This is a genomic window from Hydrocarboniphaga daqingensis, from assembly GCF_900129825.1.
Classification (GTDB): domain Bacteria; phylum Pseudomonadota; class Gammaproteobacteria; order Nevskiales; family Nevskiaceae; genus Hydrocarboniphaga; species Hydrocarboniphaga daqingensis.
The window spans coordinates 165,073-187,160 of sequence record NZ_FQWZ01000005.1; the positions used below are offsets into that span (position 1 = coordinate 165,073).

Here is a 22,088-nt window from a genome sequence, read left to right on the forward strand (position 1 = left end):
AACACCGTTGGCGGCCGCATCGTTGTAGCGGTACGCAACGAGGTTGGCAATGGATGAATTGTCGCATGCGCTATCGAGTTACGCGCCGGGCGAGCGCGGCAGATACCGCCACGCAATCAGCGTTCCCACGGCCCCGACCAGCGCCGCCAGCAGGAACAAGGCTTCCGGGGACGCCGCATCCCAAAGCCAGCCGGACGCGACCGAGCCGATCGAGCCGCCGATGCCGTACGAGGCCGAGTTGTAGAGCGCTTGGCCGCGGCCGTGCAGCGCGGGTGGAAACAGCGTCTGCACGTAGTACATCGCCACCAAGTGATAACAGGCAAAGCTGCTGGCGTGCAGCAACTGGGCCAGCAGCAGCACCAGCAGCGAGTCGACACCCAAGCCGATCGCCAGCCAGCGCAGCACCGTGGTCAGCAGCGCAAAGCTCATCAAGCGGCGCGCGCCAACGGTCGACAGCAGCCGCGTGCCGAGCGCGAACAACACGATCTCGGCGATCACCGCCAGCGCCCACAACTGCCCGGCCAAACTGCGCGAATAGCCGTGTCGTTCCAGGAACACCGTGAAGAAGTTGTAGTACGGCGCATAGCTCAGCTGCGAGCAGAAGCACACCAGCAGCAGCGCGATCACGGCCGGCTGGCGCAGCACCGCGGTCAGCGACGGCGTCGCCGCGTCCGTGGCGCCGGCTGACTCACCGGCGCGGCGTAGCGGCGCCGCGCTCCGATGTTCGGGCACGGCCCAGGCCGCCACGGCCATGCCGGCAAACAGCACCGCCACCAGCCACGGCTCCCATTGGATGCCGATCGCGTCGAGCAGCGGGCCGACCGCCAGCACGGCGCCGACGAAGCCCACCGAACCCCACAGCCGCACGCGCGAATATTCGCCGCCACCATCGCGCAAATGGTTCAGTGCCACGACTTCGAACTGCGGCAGCAGCGCATTCCAAAACAAGGTGTAGGCCAGCATCAGCGCCATCACCGCCGGGACCGTCTGCACCAGCGGAATCGCCGCGAAGATCAGCAGGCTGGCCAATGCCGCCAGGCGGATCATCACCATGCGCTCGCCGCGGCGGTCGGCCCACCAGCCCCACAGCACGGGAACCGTGGCGCGCGACACACCCATCAAGCCGAACGCGACGCCGACCTGGGTCGCGCTCAATCCACGCGCCAGCAGATACGGCGTCCAGTACGCCATGAAAGCGCCGACGGTGCCGTAGTAGCAGAAGTAGAAGCCGGCGAGTCGGGCGTTGAGAGGCGTCATGAGAAGCAACGGAGGCAAGCCGCGCACTGTACCCGAAGTGTCGCTCAGGCCATTGGCCGCGCAGCCAACAAAATCAATACCTTCAAGTACTTTGACCTGAATCCTGATGCGAATCCAAGGCTTCGGCGGAGTTCGACGAAAGCGGGTTCCCGGCGCGCGCCGACGGCGCTAACGTATCGACCCATCCCCGCTGCACCCGCCATGCCCAGCCGCATCCTGCCCGAGCACCTGTTGCAACGCCGCGACCTCTGGGTCGGGACGCGGCCGGCTGCCATCGCGGCAGAACCGACCGGCCATGCCGCACTGGACCGCCTGCTGCCCGGCAATGGCTGGCCTCGCGGCGCGCTCAGCGAGCTGATCGTGCCGCGTCCCGGCGTCGGCGAACTGGGCTTGATCGTGCCGCTGCTGGCGCGGATGACCCAGGCCGGCCGTCGCGTCGCGCTGGTCGCACCGCCGCACATCCCGTATGCGCCAGCGCTACGGGCGGCCGGCGTGGACCTGGCGCAGTGCTGGGTCGTCGATGCGAACCAGGCCGCCGACATCATCTGGACACTGGAGCAGTTGCTGCGTTGCCCGGCGGTCGGCGCCGTGGCCGGCTGGCTGGCAATGGCCGATGAACGTGTACAGCGTCGATTGCAATTGGCAGCCGAGCACAACGGTGATGCCGGCGGCGCCGTCGGGCTGTTGCTGCGGCCTCTGGCCGCGCGTCAGCAGCCATCGGTTGCCGCGCTGCGCCTGGCGCTGCAAGCCGATGCTCATGGCACGCAAGTCGAAATCCTCAAGTCGCGCGGCGGCCGCGTCGGCCACAGCGTGTCGCTGGTGATGCCGTGAGCGACCTGCGCAGCGGCCCGCTGTGGCTGTGCATCGAGCTTCCGGCATTGCCGCTGGAAGCGCTGGCGCTACCACGCGCCGCGCCTGGCGAGGCGGACAGTGACGGCGCCCACTGCGTCGTCTACGCCCAGCACGGTGCGCGCCGCTGGGTCGTGGCCGGCAATCATCCGAAGATCGGCACTGGCGAAGCGCTCGGCAGCGTGCAAGCGCGCTATTCGGACCTGCGCGTGCTGCCGCGCGACCGTGCGGCCGAAGCCGCGGCGCTGCAGGCGATCGGCTGCCTCGCCTACACATTGAGCGACCGCATCGTGCTGATCGACGACGCGCCGCGCGGCTGGTTCGATCGGCCGTTCCAGGCCGTGGCCGTCGACATCGCGCCGAGCCTGAAACTGTTCGGTGGACTCGACGCCCTGCTCGAGCGCGCAGGCGCACTGATGGCAACGCAGGTCTACCGTCATCGGCTCGGCGTGGCGCCGACGCTGGAAGCGGCCGCCGTTGCCGTGCGTGCAGCACTGACGCCGGTCACGACGCTCGACACGCTCGAGGCACGGCTGTCGCCGCTGCCGCTGGGCGTGCTGCGCTGGCCGCTGCCGGCGCAGGAACTGCTCGCCGGGACCGGCCACGCCAGCCTGGGCGACGTGCTGCGCCACGATGCCAAAAGCCTGGCGGCACGGCTCGGCCGCGAGTTTCCGCTGGCGCTGGCGCGGCTGCTCGGACGCGCGCCCGATCCACGGCCTTGGTTCACGCCCCCGGCACGATACCGGCGGCGCTGGGACCTCGATGCCGAGATCGACGACTGGCAGGCGCTGCTGTTTCCGCTGCGGCGCTTGTTCGACGAGTTCGAGGCCTATTTGCGGGCGCGCCAGGTGATGGCCGCGCAGCTGACCGTAACGCTGGCGCGGCGACGCACCGAAGGCGAGCACTTCGTGTTGCGCACCACCAGCCCGACGCACGACACCGACGTGTTTCTGCGACTGCTGCGCGAGCGCTGGAATGCGCATCCGCCGACGGCGGCCGCCAGCGAACTGCGTTTGCGCGCCGACCAGTTCATCACGCCGCCGTCACCGCAGACGCAGTTGTTCGATGACGGGCAGCAACAAGGCGAAGCCTGGAATGCCTTGGTCGATCGCCTGCGCGCCCGGCTCGGCGACGAGGCGCTGTGGCAACCCGGCTTGCACGCCGATCATCGGCCTGAACGCAGTTGGATGCCCAATGGCGACACTCAGGCGCCGACGACGCCGTTGCCACCGCGACCCCTGTGGCTGCTGCGCCGACCGCAGCGCTGGACACCGCGTGGCCCGGTCAGCGGGCCCGCGGAGCGGATCAGCAGCGGTTGGTGGGACGACGCGCCGATCGACCGCGACTACTACCGCGAGCCGACGTCATGGGTCTACCAGGACCGTCGCGACGGGCACTGGTATCTGCACGGGCTGTGGCGTTAGCAGCCCGCGCGGCGCTCAGCCTTGCGGATGCGCGTCGCGCCAGGCCTTCAGCGCCTTGAGCGTGTTGCTCACGTGTTCGTCAGGACCCAGCGCCGAATAGGCGTACAGCACTTTGCCGTCGGGCGTGATCACGTACGAGGTGCGGTCGGCATGACCGGGCCACAGCATCAGCGTGGCGTCGTAGGACTTGGCGACTTTGAGGCCTGGATCCGCCGCAACGGCGAATTTGCTGCCGCATTCGCTGACCGAGAATTTGTGCAGCGTATCGAGATCATCCTTGGACACCCCAATGACTTGTGCGCCCAGCGCTTTGAACTGCTCGGTGGCCTCGGCGAACTTGCGCGCTTCAATGTTGCATCCCGATGTGAAGGCCGCCGGGTAGAAGTACAGCACCACCGGCCCTTTCTTCAGCTCGTCGGCCAGCGAGAACGTGAACGGTTTGCCGGCCAGCGAGGCTTGCGCGGTAAACACCGGGGCATCGGCCCCGACCTTGAGGCTGGCGAGCACCGGCATCGCCACCAGCGCGGCGAACGCGGCCAAGAGCCAACGGGATTGCAAACGCAGTTGCGACATGGGAACTCCTTGAAAGAACGAGCAACACCGACGTGATGGTCAAACTGTACGGCGCCGCGCCCGGCCGGGATGCGAAGATCCGCCGATGAGCCGCGTGCCTGCCTATGCCGAGCTGCATTGCAGCTCCAATTTCAGCTTCCAGCGCGGGGCCTCGCACGCCGACGAACTGATCGAGCGCGCGGATCAACTCGGCTACGAGGCGATCGCGATCACCGACGAATGCTCGCTGGCGGGCGTCGTGCGCGCCTGGGAGGCGATCAACCGGCTGCGCAAAGACCAGCCGGCACGCGGTGACGACCGGCCGCTGGTGCAGTTGATCGTCGGTGCCGAGTTTCATCTGCAGGACGGGCCGTCATTCGTGCTGCTGGCGCCGAGCCGGGCGGCTTACGCGCAGATCAGCCGGCTGATCACGCGCGGCCGGCAGACCTCGCCCAAAGGACAGTACCGGCTGCTGCGCCGCGACTGCGATCAGCTCGGCGAGTGCATCGCGCTGTGGCTGCCCGATGCCGCGCCCTCGGTTGACGACGGCCTGTGGCTGGCCTCGCAAGTGGCCGACTGCGCGATCGCCGTCCACCAGCACCGCTGTGCAGAAGACGAGCCACGAATGGCCCGGTTGCAGTCGCTGTCGCAAGCCAGCGGACTGCGCTGCGTGGCCGCTGGCGGCGTGCTGTTCCACGACCCGTCGCGCAAGGCGCTGCACGATGTACTGACCGCCGTACGCCTTGGCAAAACGGTTCACGATAGCGGGCTTGATCTGCTGCCCAACGCCGAGCGTCACTTGCGCCAGCGCGAGGAGCTGGCATCGCTGTATCCACCGGCGATGTTGGACGAGGCGGTCGCCATCGCGAGGCGCTGCCACTTCGATCTGGCACAACTGCGCTACGACTATCCGCAGGAACTGGTGCCGCCGGGCGAGACGCCCACCACGCATCTGCGTCATCTGACCGAAGCCGGCTTACGCTGGCGCTGGCCCGATGGCGTACCCGACGACGTACGCCGGCAGATCGACAAGGAACTGACGCTGATCGCCGAGCTGCGCTACGAGCCGTTCTTCCTGACCGTGGAAGACATCGTCCGTCATGCGCGCTCGATCGGCATCTTGTGCCAGGGCCGCGGCAGCGCCGCCAATTCGGCAGTCTGTTATGCGATCGGCGTGACCTCAGTGCGACCCGAGAACGAAAATCTGCTGTTCGAGCGCTTCCTGTCCAAGGAGCGTAACGAGCCGCCCGACATCGACGTCGACTTCGAACACGAACGCCGCGAAGAAATCATCCAGTACGTGTTCAACAAGTACGGCCGTCATCGCTGCGCGATCGCCGCGACGGTGATCTGCTACCGCGTACGCTCGGCGCTGCGCGACGTCGGCCGCGCGCTGGGCATGGAAGAAGAGGACATCGCGCGCCTGAGCAAGACACTGGCCTGGTGGGATCAGGCCGGCGAGCTGGACCCGCGCCTGGTCGAACAGGGCTTCGACCCGCAGGCGCCGCGGATGCGGCAATGGGTGACGTTGACGCAGACGCTGACCGGCTTTCCGCGGCATCTGTCGCAGCATGTCGGCGGCTTCGTGATCGCCGAGCGCACGCTCGACGAACTGGTGCCGATCGAAAACGCGGCAATGCCCGACCGCCAGGTGATCCAGTGGGACAAGGACGATCTCGAAAGCCTGGGCTTGCTCAAGGTCGATGTGCTGGCGCTGGGCATGCTGACGGCGATCCGCCGCACGCTCGGCTTGATGCGCAACTTCAATCCCGACGACGACTACTCGCTGGCGACGATCCCGCCGGAAGACCCGGCGACGTATCAGATGATCCGCGAAGCGCGCACGGTCGGCGTCTTCCAGATCGAGTCGCGCGCACAGCAGAACATGCTGCCGCGGCTGCGTCCGCAGACGTTCTACGATCTGGTCGTCCAGATCGCGATCGTGCGGCCGGGCCCGATCACCGGCGGCATGGTTCACCCGTATCTGCGGCGTCGCAACGGTGAAGAGGCGCCTGACCATCCGCCGCAGCTCGAATCCATCTTGGGCCGCACGCTGGGCGTGCCGATCTTCCAGGAACAAGTGATGCAGATCGCGATCAAGGCCGCCTGCTTCACACCCGGCGAAGCCGACCAGATGCGTCGGTCGATGGCCGCATGGAAGCGGCACGGTGGCCTGACGCATTTTCATGACCGGCTGGTCGATGGCATGCTCGGCAACGGCTACACGCGCGAATTCGCCGAGCAGATCTATCACCGGATTCTGGGCTTTGGTTCCTACGGCTTCCCGGAGTCCCATTCGGCAAGCTTTGCGCTGCTGGCCTATGCATCGGCCTGGCTCAAGTGCCATCACCCGGCCGCGTTCACGGCCGGCCTGCTCAACAGCCAGCCGATGGGCTTCTATCCGCCGTCGATGCTGGTGGCCGAAGCGCGCCGCTGCGATGTCGACGTGCGGCCGATCGACGTCCAGCACAGCCACTGGTATTGCACTCTAGAGCCGCGCGACGTCGACGGCCAGCCGGCGATCCGGCTCGGCTTGCTGCAAGTGTCCGGGCTGTCACGGGAGGCGGGCGACACGATCACCGCGGTGCGCGGCACGCAGCCGTTTGCCAGCGTCGACGATCTGGCGCGGCGCGCGCGGCTGACGCGCCGCGACTTGCGCGTACTGGCCGATGCCGGTGCCCTGCAGTCGTTGGCTGGCAATCGCCATGCGGCGCGCTGGGCGATCGCGGCGCAGACGCCGGACACGGCGTTGTCGATGCCGCGTGCCGAGGAACCACCTGCCGATCTGCTGCCGCCGAGCACCGCTGAAGACGTACTCGACGATTACCACAGCACCGGGCTGTCGTTGCGACAGCATCCCTTGTCGCTGTTCCGCGAACGATTGGCGGCACGCAAGGTCAGTACCGCCACCGAGTTGCTGCAGATGGCAGACCGCGAGCACGTGCGCGTTGCCGGCATGGTGATGTTCCGCCAGCGGCCCCCTTCGGCAAAAGGCGTGATGTTCATGACCATCGAAGACGAATCGGGCTCGGTGAATCTGATCGTGCGTCCACGCTACATCGAGAACAACCGCGACGTCGTACTCGGTGCGCGCATCATGATCGTGGCCGGCGAAGTGCAGCGCAGCGGCAGCATCGTCCATTTGATGGTCGAAAAGATCATCGACATCACCGGCTGGTACGCCGACCTGCCGGCGCTATCGCGCGACTTCCGATGAGCACGTCAGCCCCCGCCTGCGGTCCAGCTCACAGTGCGGCCAGCAATTCAGCGATCTGATCCAGTGGCAGCACGTAGTCGACCGACCCGGCGGCAATCGCCGCTCTCGGCATGATGTCGACGGCCGCCTGATCAGGCGACTGCACCACCGCCAGACCGCCAGCGCGGACGATCGCCTGCAGTCCAGCCGCACCATCGTGATTGCCGCCCGACAGCACGATGCCAAGAACGCGACGCTGGTACAGATCCGCTGCTGATTCGAACAACACATCGATCGACGGGCGCGAGAAATTGACCAGCTCGTCGGCCGACAACGCGATCTGCGGTCCAATGTCGACCATCAAGTGGTAGTCCGGTGGCGCGAAGTAGACCGTGCCGGGCTGTATCGGATCCTTGTCCTGCGACTCGGCGACGTGCAAGCGACAGCGCGGTCGAAAGATATCGACCAGCAAGCTGGGCCGGTCGCGTGGCACATGCAGCACGACCAACACCGTCAGCTTCGATGACGCCGGCAATTGCGGCAGCAACTGGGTCAGCGCTTCGATGCCGCCGGCCGATGCACCGATCACCACGGCGTCGATGCGACCTTCGAGCGACTCGTACCGGTTCACAGGCCGTCTCCGGCACGGTCTTTCTTCTGATACAAGCGATACTCGCGATCGACATCGACGAAGTCATTCGAGTGATCAGAGAAACGCAAGGACTCCTTGGCACCGATGCCGAGAAAGCCCTTGCGGCACAGCGCATCGCGAAACAAGCCGATCGCCCGGTCCTGCAGGCTGCGGTTGAAGTAGATCAGCACGTTGCGACACGACACCAGCTGCACTTCGGCGAACACGCTGTCGGTGGCCAGGCTATGGTCCGAAAACACGATGTTGCGTCGTAGCGACTTGTCGAAAACAGCGCGGCCATACGCCGCCATGTAGTAGTCCGAAAGCGAACTACTGCCACCGGACCGACGATGGTTCTCGGTGAAGCCGGCGATCCGGTCCAGATCATAGATCCCGGCCTCGGCTTTCTGCAGTGCCTGTCCGTTGATGTCGGTGGCGTAGATCAGCGTGCGGTCGAGCAGCCCCTCCTCGCGCAGCAGAATCGCCATCGAATACGCTTCCTCCCCGGTACTGCAGCCGGCAATCCAGATTTTCAGCGACGGATATGTCCGCAGCATCGGCACCACGTGCCGGCGCAGCGCCTGATAGTAGGCCGGGTCACGAAACATGTCGCTGACCTGCACCGTCAGGAAATCCATCATCGCCGTCAGCATCGCCGGCTCGCGCAGCACACGATCCTGCAGTTGCGACAGCGAGCTGCAGTTGAAGCGCAGCAGGGCCGCTCGCATGCGACGTCGCAGCGAGGCTTGCGCGTAGCCACGAAAGTCGTAGTGGTACTTTAAATAGATCGCATCGATCAGCAGTTGCAGCTCGATGTCGAAATCCTGCAGCTCGCTGGCGCTCATGCGGGCGTCCGCATCACTTGGGCATCCAGACGCGGACCAACGACAGCAGCTTTTCAACGTCCAGCGGCTTGGCGATGTAGTCGTTGGCGCCGGCGGCGAGGCACTTCTCCTGGTCATCCTTCATCGCCTTGGCGGTCAGTGCGATGATCGGCAGCTTGGTCCATTCGACTTGCTTGCGGATCTGACGCATCGCCGTGATGCCGTCCATCTCCGGCATCATGATGTCCATCAGTACCAAGTCGATCGGTCGCGCTGTGGGACTGCGACTGGCTGCCAGCGCATCGAGGGCCTCTTGGCCATTGCGCGCAATCTCGATCGTCGCGCCTTTGGGCTCGAGCACGCTGGTCAGCGCGAACACGTTGCGGACATCGTCTTCGACAATCAGGATGCGGCGGCCTTCAAGCGTGGCGTCGCGGTCGCGCACTTCCTTGAGCATGCGCTGACGCTCGGCCGGCAAACGCGACTCGACTTGATGGATGAACAGCGTCACTTCGTCCAGCAGTCGCTCTGGCGAGCGCGCATCCTTGATGATGATCGACTTCGAGAAGCGTCGCAGCTGCTGCTCCTCGTCGCGGGTCAGAGAGCGACCGGTATAGACAATCACCGGCGGGAACGACACCTCGTGCTGACTGGCCATTTTCTCGAGGAACTCATAGCCGCTCAGATCGGGCAGATTCAGGTCGACGACCATGCAGTCGTAGGTGTGCGCCTTGAGCTGATCCAGCGCCTCGCCAGCTGTGGCCACGGCGTTGATCTGCACATCGCCGCCGGCCAGCAACTGCGTGATGCTCTCGCGCTGGCGCTCATCGTCTTCCACGACCAGTACGCGTCGCAGTGACTGCGAAAACTTGGCTTCGAGACGTCGGATCGCATCGACTAGCTGCTCTCGCTTGACCGGCTTGAGTGCGTAGCCGATCGCACCCCGTTCCAGCGCCTCCTGCGAGTAATCGGCCACTGACAGCACATGGACGGGAATATGCCGGGTCTTGGGGTTGTGTTTGAGCAGGTCGAGCACGCCCAAGCCGCTGTGATCGGGCAGGTTCATGTCGAGCAGGATCGCGCTCGGCCGGTACTGAACGGCCGCTGCGACACCGTCATTGGCCGAATGCGTGGCGACGAACTGGAAGCCCATCTCATGGACCAGATCACGCAGGATCGCCGAGAAGCGCAGATCGTCCTCAATCGCCAGAATCAGGCGCGCGTCGGGTACCAGATGTGCGCGATCGTCTTCGATCGACGGCGGCTTGAGCAGGGTGCTGGTGACGGCTTGGCTCGCAGCACGCGAGGCGCCCGCCTCGGGTCGGGCACTGACCGCGCTCAGCGTCGGCCGTTCGTCGACGCGGGCAGGTGCGACATCGGCGTCGCCTTGCACAGGACATTGCAGGGGCAGCATCAGCGTGAAGGTACTGCCCTGCCCCGGCGCACTGTCCACGCTCAGGTCGCCGCCAAGCAGCCGCGCCAGGTCACGCGATATCGACAGCCCCAGGCCGGTGCCGCCGTACTTGCGGTGCGTACTGCCATCGGCCTGACGAAAGGCTTCGAAGATGATCTGCTGCTGGTGCTCGGCGATGCCGATGCCGGTATCGCGTACCGCGAACAACAGCCCGCCGTCGGGGTTCGGTGCCACGTGCACCGACACTTCACCCTGATCGGTGAACTTGAGCGCGTTCGACAGCAGATTCTTCAGGATCTGACCGAGGCGCTGCGGGTCGGTGTGCAAGCTGTCGGGCGTCGCAGCGTCGACATGCGCGACCAGGCGTAGCTTCTTTTGTTGAGCGACAGGGTCGAACGTCTTGATCAGCGTGTCGATGGTACGAGCCACCAGTACCGTCTCGGGCGCGATCTCGACTTTGCCCGATTCGATCTTCGACAAGTCGAGGATGTCGTTGATCAAGGCCAGCAGGTCGTTGCCGGCCGAGAAAATCGTCTGGGCGAATTTGACCTGCTGATCGCTGAGATTCCCGGCTTTGTTGTCGGCCAGCAGGCCGGCCAGGATCAGCGTCGAGTTCAGCGGCGTGCGCAGCTCGTGACTCATGTTGGCCAGGAACTCGCTCTTGTATTGGTTCGACCGCTCCAGCTCGGCCGCTTTATCCGCCAACGTCGACTGCGCGCGTGCCAGATCATCGCGCTGCGTCTCCAGCAGTTGCATCTGCTCTTCCAGCTGGGAGTTGGTTTGCTCCAGTTCGGCTTGTTGTGCTTCGAGTTGAGCCTGAGACTGCTTGAGCGCATTGCCCTGCTCTTCCAGCTCCTCGTTGCTGACGCGCAGCTCCTCCTGTTGCGTCTGTAGCTCTTCAGCCAGGCGCTGGGTTTCCTCCAGCAGTGCCTCGAGGCGGCTGCGATCGTGAGACGAGCGGACCGCGATGGCGAGCATCTCCGATACGCGGTCGAGCAGCTCCAGATCGGTCGCGGTGATGTGCCGAAAGAAACCGAGTTCGATGACCGCCTGTATGCGTCCGTCGACGATGGCCGGCGCAATCACGAGTTCGCGTGCGTCGGCATGACCGGTGGCTGACTGCACGCGCAGATAACCGGCGGGAACCGCCCGTATGTGTACCGCGCGGCGGTCGCGCGCGGCTTGGCCGAGCAAGCCTTCACCGTCGCGCCACTGATCGAGCGCGGAGTCCGGCGGAAGCGCATAGCCGGCGATGCGCTGATACCGCGCGCCTGACTCGGCCAGGTACAGGGCACCGACCTGCGCGCCGAGATACCCAGCGAGATAATCCAGCACTTGGCTGCCGAGTTGATCGAGACGCTGCTCGCCCTGGATACGGGTGCTGAGCCCCATCTGCCCGACACGAACCCAGCCCTGCGCTTCGCGATGGACGAAGTCGCGGGATGTCAGACTCGCCGCACCCAGGATCAGCAACAGCAGCAACGCCGAGCTGGCCCAGGTGAACGTCGTGGAGAACTGCGCTGCATCGCGCCATTGCTGTTGATGCAGTGCCAGCTGACGCCGCTCTTCGGTCTGCATCTCGGCGATGATCGAGCGGATCAGATCCATCGAGGTCTTGCCGCGATTGCTGGCCACCACGTCGAGGGCACTCTTCACGTCGCCAGCGCGACGACGTTCGACGGTCTTGGCCATCTCCTCCATCTTCTCGCCCGACAGCTGCTCGACGATATCGAAGCGGCGGCGTTGCTCGGGATCATCGCGGATGATCGTCTTGAGCGCCGCCAGTTCGGCGGGCAGCATCGCTTGCGCGCTGTTGTAGGGAACCAGATAGCTCTCGTCGCCGGTCAGCAGAAAGCCACGCTGACTGGTTTCAGCATCCTTGACCCGTGACAGCACCAACTGCATTCGTTGAGTGACATCGAGCGTGCGGGTGACGCTCTGGGTCGCTTGGGCGGCGCTTTCGGCCGACTGGTAAGACACTGAACCGATCAGCACGACGGCGAGGATCGCGATGACGAAGCCGATCATCGTCATCGGCGGCAGTAAGCGCGATGTGCGCGGCCCCGCTCGACCGCCCGACGACAACGGGGTGTTCTGACTCATGAATGAATCCTTTCGATCATGTGTTCGTCGGGTTTGCAGCACGCTGTCGGCATCACAGCGCCGCAGCCGAAGGGCCTGATGCCCTAGGACTGCGCAATGGTCTGGATGATAGCCCAGCGATCCCGCGCCGGGCTTGGCCGGTCAGGGGTGTCCCGTACCGAACGGCTCCAGCACCAGTTTGCCGCTGACCTCACCGGCGTCGATCCGGCGATGCACGTCGGCGGCTTGCGACAGCGGCAGTCGCCCGGCGACCACCGGCTGGATCAGGCCTTGGCGCAACAGGTCGAGCAGGTGGCCAAGATCGTCGGCGTACCAGCCGGGCTGCTGCTGCCGCAGCGTCTGGATGTTGTAGAACGCCGTCCGCCGTCCGCCGGTCGGCAGCAGTTTCCACAACAGCATCAGCTTGGCGAATCCGAGTAGCACGGGCATCAGCGGCTCATCGCCGCGGGCGATGTTTTGCGCGCCATAGCCGACCAGCAGTCCTCCTGGCCGAAGGCAGCGCATCGACAAGTCCCAATGTCGTCCGCCGATGGCGTCGAACACCGCATCGACGCCGTTGCCGGTCAGTTCGGCAACGCGCGCGGCGATGTCCTCACGCCGGTAGTCGATCACCTCGCAGCCATGCTCGCGCAACAGTCCGGCTTTCGATGCGCTGCAGGTGCCGATCAGACGCAGACCCAGATGACGACCCAGCACCAGCAGCGCCGTCCCGGTGGCGCCCGATGCGCCATGGATCAGCACGCTCTGCCCGGCTCTCAGCTTGGCCACGCGCGTCAGCATCTGCCAGGCCGTGACGAACGACAGCGGCAAACAGACCGCCTCGGCCGGATCGCAGTCATCGGGCACCGCGACCAGCGACGCGGCCGGTCGCAGCAGGTATTCGGAGTAGCCCCCGATGATCGGCATGTCGGCGACGCGCTGGCCGACGCGCCAGCGATCAACCCCCGGGCCGACCGCATCAACGACCCCGACGATGTCATACCCCGGCGTCAGCGGCGGCTTCTGCTTGACGCCCGGATAGCGGCCACGACGAATGATCGTATCGGTGAAGCCGGTGCCGGCCGCGAGCACGCGGACGCGCACCTCGCCCGGGCCTGGCGTGGGCAACAGCGGCTCGGTGACCCAATGCAGTTGTTCGGGGCCGCCATGAGCGGCAAGTACGATGCGGCGGTACGGCATGGCGAACTCTTGATGTCGACAGGCCTGAGCCTGCCACAGTGCGGAGTCCGCGCCTGACGCATGTAGACGAGCCCAAAGCAGCGTTGATGGCGGACGGTCGCCGTCATTGGTGTGACGTGCGGCATCATCACGCCGTATCCTTTCGCAACCGGCTTCGGCAGACTCTGCCGACCGCAAGATCGCAATGTGATCCCGATTTGATCCGATCGAGTCTGAGTGACGCGTTTCCGCATCTACCGCAACGCAGCGGGGGGCCTGACGACCGCGAACCCGATCCTGACACGGCATTCAGATCGTTCTATCTCGAATCGACGCGCCAGCCCGCGATCTATCTGAATCTGTTTTTCGGCTTGCTGCTGCTGGCGATCGTGCCCATCCGATCCCTGTGCTTTGGCCTTCCGGTATTTCCAACGCTGAGCGCCGCACTGCTCGAATGGGGCGTCATGGTGCCGGCGTGCTTCGCCACACTGTATCTGCGTGCGTCAACCTGGCCGACTGCCGTCGTCATGCGCGGCACCAGCGCCCTGATCGCGCTGAACTTCACGGCCTTGTTTTTCGATCTGCTGATCTGGCAACTGAACGGCGTGCCGATACCGTATGAGTACACCGCGCTGTATTTCGTCGGCCTGCTGTCGGTCGATGGCCTGCCGGCTCGCTACACGCTGGCGCTGTGCGGTCTGTTTCTCGGTTTGAACGTGACGGCGGTGCAGATGATTCACGGCTGGACGCCGGCTGCCGGCTTCGAGCTGTACTTCGATATCGTGGCCGTCTGCATCGCGCTGCTGAACTCGCTGATGTTGCGAAACGAAGCGATGGTGGCGTGGACGCTGAAGACACGGCTCAACACGATGGCGTTCCGCGATGCACTGACCGGGCTGGGTAATTGGTACCACCTCGATGACCGCGTCGGTCCCTTGTTCCAGCGCGCGCATCGCGAGCGCCGCCCCGTCAGCGTTGCGTTGGTCGACGTGGATCGATTCAAAGGCTTGAACGATTCGCACGGGCACCCCGCAGGTGACGCGGCACTGCAGCAGCTTGGCCGTGCGCTTCAGCACGTCGCCGTCGGCCCGATCGATATTGCCGCACGGATCGGTGGCGATGAATTCATCCTCGTGTGGTTCGACATCGACCGAGCCCGATGCGAGCAGCTGTGCCGCGAACTGCAGCTCGCGATTGCCGACGCCGGAATTCGCAACACAGCCTCGGATACCGGCGTACTGACCACCAGCATCGGCGCCGTGACCGGCGTGCCAGCGCAGCGCGACGACTTTGAGCACTTCCGGCGCTGCGCCGATGCCGAGTTGTACAAGGTCAAAAACAACCGCAAGGTCGAGTCGCTGCGCAGCGCATCGATCTAGTGCCGGGCCGCGGCTGCGCACGTCGCGCTTGTTGAGCACCCCGAGCCTGACTACAATCGCCGCACTCTTTGGGGAGTAGCCACCGTCGCCGATTGCTCGGCGCGGCTTGCACGTCAACATACTTGCCGCATTGCTGGCATGGCGTGCAGAGATTCCAGCGCATCACGCGTTGGTTTCGGGTGAGACCAACGACCACGGACGCCGGCATGCCGGGCGGCGGCCGCGCGTCGTTGTCCACCATCCCGGCCGGTTCTCTCTGATGATCTTCGAAGCCTTTACCGTCTGCACCAGCGTCGTCGCGCTCGCCGAGATGGGAGACAAGACGCAGCTGCTGTCGCTGTGCTTGGCCGCCCGCTATCGCAAGCCGCTGCCGATCGTGCTGGGCATTCTGGTTGCCACCTTGCTCAATCATGGCCTCGCCGGCTGGCTCGGCGCCTGGGTAGCGACGCACGTCCCCGAAACGTATCTGCGCTGGGCACTGGGCCTGAGTTTCATCGCGATGGCGGGCTGGCTGTTGGTCCCCGACCGTTTCGACGATGCCGATGACAGCCTGACGGCGCGACGCGGCACGATCTTTCTGACCACGCTGTGGCTGTTCTTCATTGCGGAGATCGGTGACAAGACCCAGATCGCGACGATCGGTCTGGCGATGCGCTACGACAGCCTGCTGGCCGTCGTGGCGGGCACGACGCTGGGCATGATGTTGGCCAACGTGCCGGCCGTGTTCCTAGGCGACCGCTTCGCGCGGCGGATGCCAGCCGACCTGATGCGCCGCATTGCCGCTGCGGTATTCGCCGTGATCGGCCTGCTGATGCTGCTCGGCGTCGGCGACGGTTTGTAATGGCCGACAACACTCAGCCGTCCTGACTCCACGACGGCAGTAGATCGGCGACGATCGGCGTCAGCACTTCGGTCGCCAGCAGATCATCGGCGGCGGCGATGTCCGGTGCAAAGTAGCGGTCGTGCTCGTAGAACGGCACTTTTTGCCGCAGCGCTTCATGGACGAAGCGCAGCGGTTCGGACGTGGCCAATGGTGCGTGAAAGTCGATGCCTTGCGCGGCGGCCAGCAGTTCGATCGCGACGATCGTGCGCGTGTTGGCCGTCATCTCCAGCAGCCGCCGCGCTGCGAAGGTCGCCATGCTGACGTGGTCTTCCTGGTTGGCCGACGTCGGCAGGCTGTCGACGCTGGCCGGATGCGCCAAGGACTTGTTTTCCGACGCCAGTGCCGCCGCGGTGACGTGGGCCATCATGAAGCCTGAATGCAGCCCGGCATCGCGAACCAGAAACGGCGGCAAGCCCGAGAGCGTCGAGTCGATCAGCAGCGCAATGCGGCGCTCCGACAACGCGCCGATCTCGGCAATCGCCAGTGCCAGCGTATCGGCGGCCAGCGCCACCGGCTCGGCGTGGAAGTTGCCGCCGGACAGCACCTCGTCGCCGAATACCAGCGGATTGTCGCTGACCGCATTGGCCTCGATCACCAGCGTGCGCGCGGCCTGCCGAAGCAGATCCAGACAGGCGCCCATCACTTGCGGCTGGCAGCGCAGGCTGTATGGGTCCTGCACGCGATCGTCATGGATGCGGTGCGACTGGCGGATCGCGCTGCCGGCCAATAGCCGGCGGTATGCAGCCGCCACATCGATCTGTCCGGTTTGCCCGCGCACTTGATGAATGCGCGCGTCAAACGGCGCATCGGAGCCGCGCGCCGCATCGACCGACAAGGCGCCGGTGACCACGGCTGCCGCATAGACGTCCTCGGCTTCCATCAATGCGCGCAAGGCCAGCGCCGTCGACACTTGCGTGCCGTTGAGCAGTGCCAAGCCTTCCTTGGCGGCCAGGTCCAGCGGATCGATACCCGCTTCGCTCAGCGCTTGGCGTGCCGGGACGACCAAGCCATCGATACGCACCTCGCCCTCGCCGATTAGGGCCATCGTCAAATGGGCCAGCGGCGCCAGATCACCGGAGGCACCGACGGACCCCTTGGCCGGGATGCAAGGCAGCACGCCTGCGTTGTACAGCGCCAGCAGCCGTTCGACGAGGCAGCGGCGTACGCCCGAATAACCACGCGCGAGGCTCGCGGCCTTAAGCAGCAGCACCAGTCTGACGGTTTCATCATCAAGCGGTGCGCCGGTGCCGACCGCGTGCGAGCGCACCAGGTTGCGCTGCAGCGCGGCCAGCTGATCGACCGGGATGTGCGTCTTGGCCAGCTTGCCGAATCCGGTATTGATGCCGTACAGCGGCTCGCCGCGGTCGACAGCGGCCTGAACCGCGGCAGCCGACGCATCCACCGCTGCCCAGGCTTGGGGCGCGATCGAGACCTGCGTGCGTCCATCGAGCAGATGGCGCAGCTCGCGCAACTTGAGCTTGCCGGGGTTCAGATGCCACTCGGACATGGCCGTTCTCCTGTCGTGCCGCAGTTGTCGCGATCATCCATGGCGGTCGCACCGCTCTGCAGCCATCGGACCATCAGCCGCGGGCCGATGCAAGCGCGACGCGACGCGGGCCGCCAGCCGGCTGGCACAATGTGCCGATGCGCATCCTGGTCATCGAAGACGACGCCGACACTGCCCGCTACCTGATCAAGGGCTTGCGCGAGGCCGGTCACGCGGTCGATCACGCCGCCAATGGCAAGGACGGCTTGTTCATGGCCGCATCCGAACCGTATGACGGCTTGATCGTCGACCGCATGCTGCCGCACGTCGATGGCCTGACGATCGTCTCGACCTTGCGTGCTTCCGGCAATGCGATGCCGACGATCATCCTGTCGGCGCTGGGCGAAGTCGACGACCGCGTGCGCGGCTTGCGCGCCGGCGGCGACGACTATCTGGTCAAGCCATTTTCGTTTGCCGAATTGCTGGCGCGGCTCGAAGCGGTGCTGCGCCGCAGCCGCGGCAGTGGCGCGACCGACACCGTGCTGCGCGTCGCCGATCTGGAAATGGACTTGCTCGGCCGCAGCGTGCGACGCGGTCATCGCGCTATCGACCTCAAGCCGCAAGAGTTCCGGCTGCTCGAATACCTGATGCGCAACGCCGGGCAGGTTGTGACCCGGACGATGCTGTTCGAGCACGTCTGGGACTACCACTTCGACCCACAGACCAACGTCATTGATGTCCACATCTCGCGACTGCGCGGCAAGATCGATGATGCTCAGAGTGTTGCGCTGATTCATACCGTACGCGGCGCCGGCTACTGCCTGCGTGCGAGCAAAAGCTGATGCGCGGTCGCGATCTGCTGCGATCGCGCGCATTGCGCCTGGCGCTGCTGTATGCCGCGTTGTTCGGCGTGTCGATCACGGCGCTGCTCGGTGCGATCTACCTGCTGGCGGCCAACCAGGTCCGCAGCCACGTCGATGAGTTCGTCGCGTCCGAGCTGGAAATGCTGCAGGCCGACTATGTCGTCGACGGGTTCGACGGCGTACTGGGGCTGGTGCAGTCCCGTGACGCGTCCGACCGCAGCAACCATTGGCTGTACTTGTATGTCGCCGCCGATGGGAGCCGACTCGCTGGCGACGATGATCCCTGGCCGGATGCGACGCCAGACACCGATGGCTTCCTGACCCTGCCCGCGCGCCAGCATCGCGGTGTGGTGCGGGCGCGCGTGGCGCACTTCCCCGACGGCAGCCGCATTCTGGTCGGGCTCAACGACTACGAAGTCGGCGAGATGCGCTCGGCACTCGCGCGCTCGATGGGCTTGGGGCTGGGTGCGATGCTGCTGCTGGCGATCGGCGGCGGCATCTTGGTAACGCTGGCCATGCTCAGGCAGATCGAGGCGATCAACCGCGTGACCCGCGACATCATGGCCGGCGACCTGCGTCAGCGCGTGCCGATTACCGCGAGCAACGACGAGTTCGACATGCTCGGCCGCAACATCAATGCGATGCTCGATCGCATCAGCACGCTGATGGACGCGATCCGCGGCGTTACCGACAACATCGCGCATGACTTGCGCCTGCCGCTGTCACGGCTGCGTGGGCGGCTCGAAGCCAGCCTTGCCGATCGAAACCAGCCCGCACAACTCGAATCGGCGATCGAGCAGTCGATCGACGACGTCGATTCGATTCTGACCACGTTCGGTGCCCTGCTGCGGATCGCCAACGTCGAATCAGGCCGGCCGCGTGAAAGCTTCACCCAAGTCGATCTGACCGCAATCGTGCACGACGCCGAACAGTTGTTCGAGCCAATGGCGAGCGCCGAGCACAAGACGCTGCGTCTCGATGCCGACGTTGGCGTGCAGATTCGAGGCAGTCGCGATCTACTGTTCCAGGCACTGGCCAACTTGGTCGACAACGCGATCAAGTACACGCGCGCGGGCGGGAACATTCTGATCACGTTGCGCCGCCGTGATGCACATATCGAACTATGCGTCGCCGATGATGGTCCGGGCATACCCGAAGACCAGCGTGACAAGGTCTTCCAGCGGCTGTATCGCGCCGATCCAAGCCGGAGCAGTGCCGGTAATGGCCTGGGCTTATCGCTGGTGCGAGCCGTGGTGCTGCTGCACGACGGGTATTGCCAGATCGTCGACAACGCGCCCGGGGCTCGCGTGATCCTCAGTCTGCCGGTGGCGATCGACAGCCGGCTGGCGTAGCGCGTCCAGCGCCGATGCGACCGACCAGGCCAGCGCGGCGCTCACGATGTCATGCGAAGGGAAATGAGCGCCGCGCAGCCACTGCGTTGCCGAAAACAGCAGCCCCATCACGAACACGCCGCACAGCACCGGCAGCGCATGCGACCACTGGCGCCGACGCGCGATCCAGTACAAACCAAACCAGGCCCAAGCACCGGATGAATGTCCGCCCGGGAAGCAATGCCCGGCGCGGATCGCGGCGATGACACGGCCCTGCCCGACCTGCAACCAACTGATGCCCTCGACGTCGCCACCGTAACGCTGCCACTGCACGGGACAGTGCACCGGGCTGAAGTGCTTCAGTAGGGCCACCAGCCCGGTCGTTAGCGCGACGCACAGCAGCAAGTAGATCAGATCGTCGCGGTACGGCTTGTCGCGACCGCGGCGTATGCCCGCGACCCTCATCAGCAGCAATGCAATGGCCGCGATCAGCACGGCCCGCGCGCCGCCATCATGAAGCAGCTTGTCGCCCCAGCCCGTACCGCGCGCAATGAAGTCGCCCCGGGCGGTGCTGAAGCAGACGTCGAGCACCCATTGATCCAAGCCGCTGCACTCGAATGCAAGCGCCGACAACAGCAGCAATACGGCCGGCGACCACCGCAGATGGACCGCGCTCACCGGTAGCGACGCGATTCGAACAAGTCGTACGCGGTCTGGTAGTAGGCCGTGGCCAGATCGGTCAACGGGCCGTCGGGTTTGGGCAGACGCGACAACTGCGTCGTTGCCGGGCCCGGCGCTCCGGGCAAGCGCGTATAGCGTTCGCAGCTGACATGCTGGCGTAAGCCCAGCACACACAGCGTCCCGTCGCGCAGCAAGGCGACGTCGTGGTTGTGGTTGAACAACAACGTACGCGGCTCACCTGCCGGCCAGCGCAGCACGTCCTGGCCAAAAAAAGGTGCCTGATACGGCAGCCCGAGCAAGCCGAGTACGGTCGGTGCCACGTCGATCTGACTGGTCAGCGTGTCGATGCGCCCCGGCGGCAAGCGCCCTGGCGCGAGGATCAGCATCGGGATTTCATAGCTGTACAACGGAATGTCGGCCTTGCCGTAAGCACGCGCGCCGTGGTCAGCGACGATGATGAACACCGTGTCCTTGAACCACGGTCGCTGCCGCGCTTCGCGGAAGAACTCACCGATCGCATGGTCCGCATAGCGCGTGCCGGCGGTGCGTCCGCCGCCCTTGGCTTTGATGCCGGGAATGCCATCGGGAAACGTGAACGGCTTGTGGTTGGACGTCGACATCACGATCGAGAAGAACGGCTTGCCTTCGCGGGCCCGCGCATCGAAATAGCCGATTGCGTGATGGAACAAGTCTTCGTCCGACACGCCCCAGATGTTGGCGAAGCGCGGATTGTCGATGTCGCTGCGGTCGGACAACGCAAAGCCGTTGCCGCCGAAGTACGCATTCATGTTGTCGAACGCGCCGAAACCGCCGTACAGGAAGCTGGTGTGATAGCCCAAGCCGCGCATCACCTTGCCCCAGGTCGCGATGTCCTGATTGCCTTCGCGCTTGACGATCGACTCGCTCGGAATCGGCGGGATCGAAGCGCTGAACGCTTCCAGGCCGCGCACGGTGCGCGTGCCGGTGGAATACGCATGGGTGAACATCAGGCCCTCGGCCGTCAGCGCGTCGAATTCCGGCGTGAGCTTGCGCAGGTCGCCGTAGGCGCCGACAAACTCGGCGCCGAGAGATTCCTCCGACAGCAGCACCACGTTGAGCTTGCCCAAGCCATCGGCACGTGCCGGGAAACGCCGCGTCAGATCACCGCTGGCCGCATCGACGAATTCACCGCCACCCGCTTGCAGATCGGCGCGCAGCAAGGCCTGCATCTGCGTCGGATCGCCGCTGCGATAGAACGCGTGGTAGTCGATGTTGTTGGTGCGAAACGCCGCGAAGAAGTTCATCGGCCCATTGGCGACCAGTTCATTGACGACGCGGTTGCGCGAGAACGACAGCCGGTCGGCGGGCCACAGTGCGATGGCCGCAACGATCGCCAGCATCAGCCCTGCCGCGAGCCGCAGCCGCGCCGCCCGCGGGATCACTGCGGTGCCCGGCCAGTTGCGCAAGCCGCGGGCCAGCAGCGCGGTCATCAGCAGCGCAATCATGGCGATCGCGGTCAACAATGGCGCCACCGGATACTCGGAGCGGATATCGCCGATGACTTCAGTCGGGTAGATCAGGTAATCGACGGCGACCAGATTGAAGCGCGCGTCGAACTCCTCAAAGAAGAAGTACTCGGCAACGGTGACGAACAGCATGCCGGCCAGCATCAGCGCGATGCCACCGAGCAGCAGCGCCCGCCCTGCTCCACTGCGATGCCAGCGCACTGGCGCCAGCGCCAGATACAGCGTCAGCGGCGTGAACAGATACAGGGCTTCGACGATGTCGTTGAGCACGCCCAGCGACAAGATCGCCGGCAGGCGCAGCGCCGGCACATGCGCCTCGACGCCGAAGCAGCCCCACAGCATCAGCCGAGTGGCGGCCGACAGTGCCAGAAACACACCGGCCATCCACCACAGCGGGCGAAAGCACGCGGCATCGATGCGCAAGCTGCCGGCGCCAGAGAAAACACGGGATCTCATCAAGCTCAATCTCGGAGAGGACTCTCCGCAGATTGCGCGACCGGGTCTATCCGGCGCCTTGCAGCCGGATTAACTCTGGTTCATGAAGCGGGTCTG

16 protein-coding genes are annotated in these 22,088 nt (G+C 65.3%); 7 read left to right on the forward strand and 9 right to left on the reverse strand.

Translation table 11 applies throughout. The annotated features are described in order from the left end of the window. Positions 1 to 78 precede the first annotated feature (78 nt). Complete coding sequence (locus BUB09_RS11360; protein WP_072897777.1) at positions 79 to 1,257, reverse strand: MFS transporter; 1,179 nt, start codon at positions 1,255 to 1,257, stop codon at positions 79 to 81. Positions 1,258 to 1,458: 201 nt separating this feature from the next. Here BUB09_RS11360 and imuA point away from each other — a divergent pair, with 201 nt between their 5' ends. Both imuA and BUB09_RS11370 read left to right on the forward strand, forming a co-directional pair. Then, positions 1,459 to 2,088 carry a translesion DNA synthesis-associated protein ImuA gene (gene imuA / locus BUB09_RS11365; protein ID WP_072897779.1) on the forward strand — a complete coding sequence of 210 codons (630 nt, stop codon included), beginning with the start codon at positions 1,459 to 1,461 and terminating at the stop codon, positions 2,086 to 2,088. After that, positions 2,085 to 3,530 (forward strand): Y-family DNA polymerase, encoded by a 1,446-nt coding sequence (locus BUB09_RS11370; protein ID WP_072897781.1) that lies wholly within the window; start codon positions 2,085 to 2,087, stop codon positions 3,528 to 3,530. The genes imuA and BUB09_RS11370 overlap by 4 nt, the downstream gene beginning before the upstream one ends. Before the next feature lie 15 nt (positions 3,531 to 3,545). Here the strand turns inward: BUB09_RS11370 and BUB09_RS11375 are convergent, their stop codons facing one another. Then, entirely contained in the window at positions 3,546 to 4,103 is a 558-nt protein-coding gene (locus BUB09_RS11375; RefSeq protein ID WP_217650292.1) for a peroxiredoxin, read from the reverse strand. Positions 4,104 to 4,188: 85 nt separating this feature from the next. Here BUB09_RS11375 and BUB09_RS11380 point away from each other — a divergent pair, with 85 nt between their 5' ends. Continuing rightward, entirely contained in the window at positions 4,189 to 7,299 is a 3,111-nt protein-coding gene (locus tag BUB09_RS11380) for an error-prone DNA polymerase (RefSeq protein ID WP_072897783.1), read from the forward strand. Positions 7,300 to 7,327: 28 nt separating this feature from the next. Here BUB09_RS11380 and BUB09_RS11385 read toward each other — a convergent pair whose 3' ends face one another. The 4 genes from BUB09_RS11385 to BUB09_RS11400 form a co-directional block, all read right to left on the reverse strand. Then, positions 7,328 to 7,909, reverse strand: coding sequence for a chemotaxis protein CheB (locus BUB09_RS11385; RefSeq protein ID WP_072897785.1), 582 nt, complete (start codon positions 7,907 to 7,909; stop codon positions 7,328 to 7,330). Continuing rightward, complete coding sequence (locus BUB09_RS11390; protein WP_072897787.1) at positions 7,906 to 8,754, reverse strand: CheR family methyltransferase; 849 nt, start codon at positions 8,752 to 8,754, stop codon at positions 7,906 to 7,908. Before BUB09_RS11390 ends, BUB09_RS11385 begins: the two co-directional genes overlap by 4 nt. 13 nt (positions 8,755 to 8,767) lie before the next feature. Then, the gene (locus BUB09_RS11395; RefSeq protein ID WP_072897795.1) at positions 8,768 to 12,250 is read right to left on the reverse strand and encodes a response regulator; all 3,483 of its coding nucleotides are present in this window, start codon (positions 12,248 to 12,250) and stop codon (positions 8,768 to 8,770) included. Positions 12,251 to 12,391: 141 nt separating this feature from the next. Further along, positions 12,392 to 13,429 carry a medium chain dehydrogenase/reductase family protein gene (locus BUB09_RS11400; RefSeq protein WP_072897797.1) on the reverse strand — a complete coding sequence of 346 codons (1,038 nt, stop codon included), beginning with the start codon at positions 13,427 to 13,429 and terminating at the stop codon, positions 12,392 to 12,394. 197 nt (positions 13,430 to 13,626) lie between these two features. On the opposite strand from BUB09_RS11400, the gene BUB09_RS11405 reads away from it, so the two are divergent. Together BUB09_RS11405 and BUB09_RS11410 are read left to right on the forward strand one after the other, a co-directional pair. Next, positions 13,627 to 14,787, forward strand: coding sequence for a GGDEF domain-containing protein (locus BUB09_RS11405; protein WP_072897799.1), 1,161 nt, complete (start codon positions 13,627 to 13,629; stop codon positions 14,785 to 14,787). Positions 14,788 to 15,046: 259 nt separating this feature from the next. Then, complete coding sequence (locus tag BUB09_RS11410; RefSeq protein WP_072897800.1) at positions 15,047 to 15,628, forward strand: TMEM165/GDT1 family protein; 582 nt, start codon at positions 15,047 to 15,049, stop codon at positions 15,626 to 15,628. Between the two features lie 13 nt (positions 15,629 to 15,641). Here BUB09_RS11410 and hutH read toward each other — a convergent pair whose 3' ends face one another. Beyond that, positions 15,642 to 17,177, reverse strand: a complete 1,536-nt coding sequence (hutH, locus tag BUB09_RS11415) for a histidine ammonia-lyase (RefSeq protein WP_072897802.1) — start codon at positions 17,175 to 17,177, stop codon at positions 15,642 to 15,644. A 137-nt stretch (positions 17,178 to 17,314) separates the two neighbouring features. Here hutH and BUB09_RS11420 point away from each other — a divergent pair, with 137 nt between their 5' ends. After that, positions 17,315 to 17,998 carry a winged helix-turn-helix domain-containing protein gene (locus BUB09_RS11420; protein ID WP_072897803.1) on the forward strand — a complete coding sequence of 228 codons (684 nt, stop codon included), beginning with the start codon at positions 17,315 to 17,317 and terminating at the stop codon, positions 17,996 to 17,998. Continuing rightward, on the forward strand, positions 17,998 to 19,371 hold the full coding sequence (locus tag BUB09_RS11425; RefSeq protein ID WP_072897805.1) for a sensor histidine kinase: 1,374 nt from the start codon (positions 17,998 to 18,000) through the stop codon (positions 19,369 to 19,371). Before BUB09_RS11420 ends, BUB09_RS11425 begins: the two co-directional genes overlap by 1 nt. On the opposite strand, the gene BUB09_RS11430 is transcribed toward BUB09_RS11425, so the two are convergent. After that, entirely contained in the window at positions 19,252 to 20,028 is a 777-nt protein-coding gene (locus BUB09_RS11430) for a phosphatase PAP2 family protein (protein WP_072897806.1), read from the reverse strand. The two genes, BUB09_RS11425 and BUB09_RS11430, sit on opposite strands and share 120 nt — an antisense overlap. Further along, the gene (locus BUB09_RS11435) at positions 20,025 to 21,992 is read right to left on the reverse strand and encodes an LTA synthase family protein (RefSeq protein WP_084083375.1); all 1,968 of its coding nucleotides are present in this window, start codon (positions 21,990 to 21,992) and stop codon (positions 20,025 to 20,027) included. Before BUB09_RS11435 ends, BUB09_RS11430 begins: the two co-directional genes overlap by 4 nt. Positions 21,993 to 22,088 lie beyond the last annotated feature (96 nt).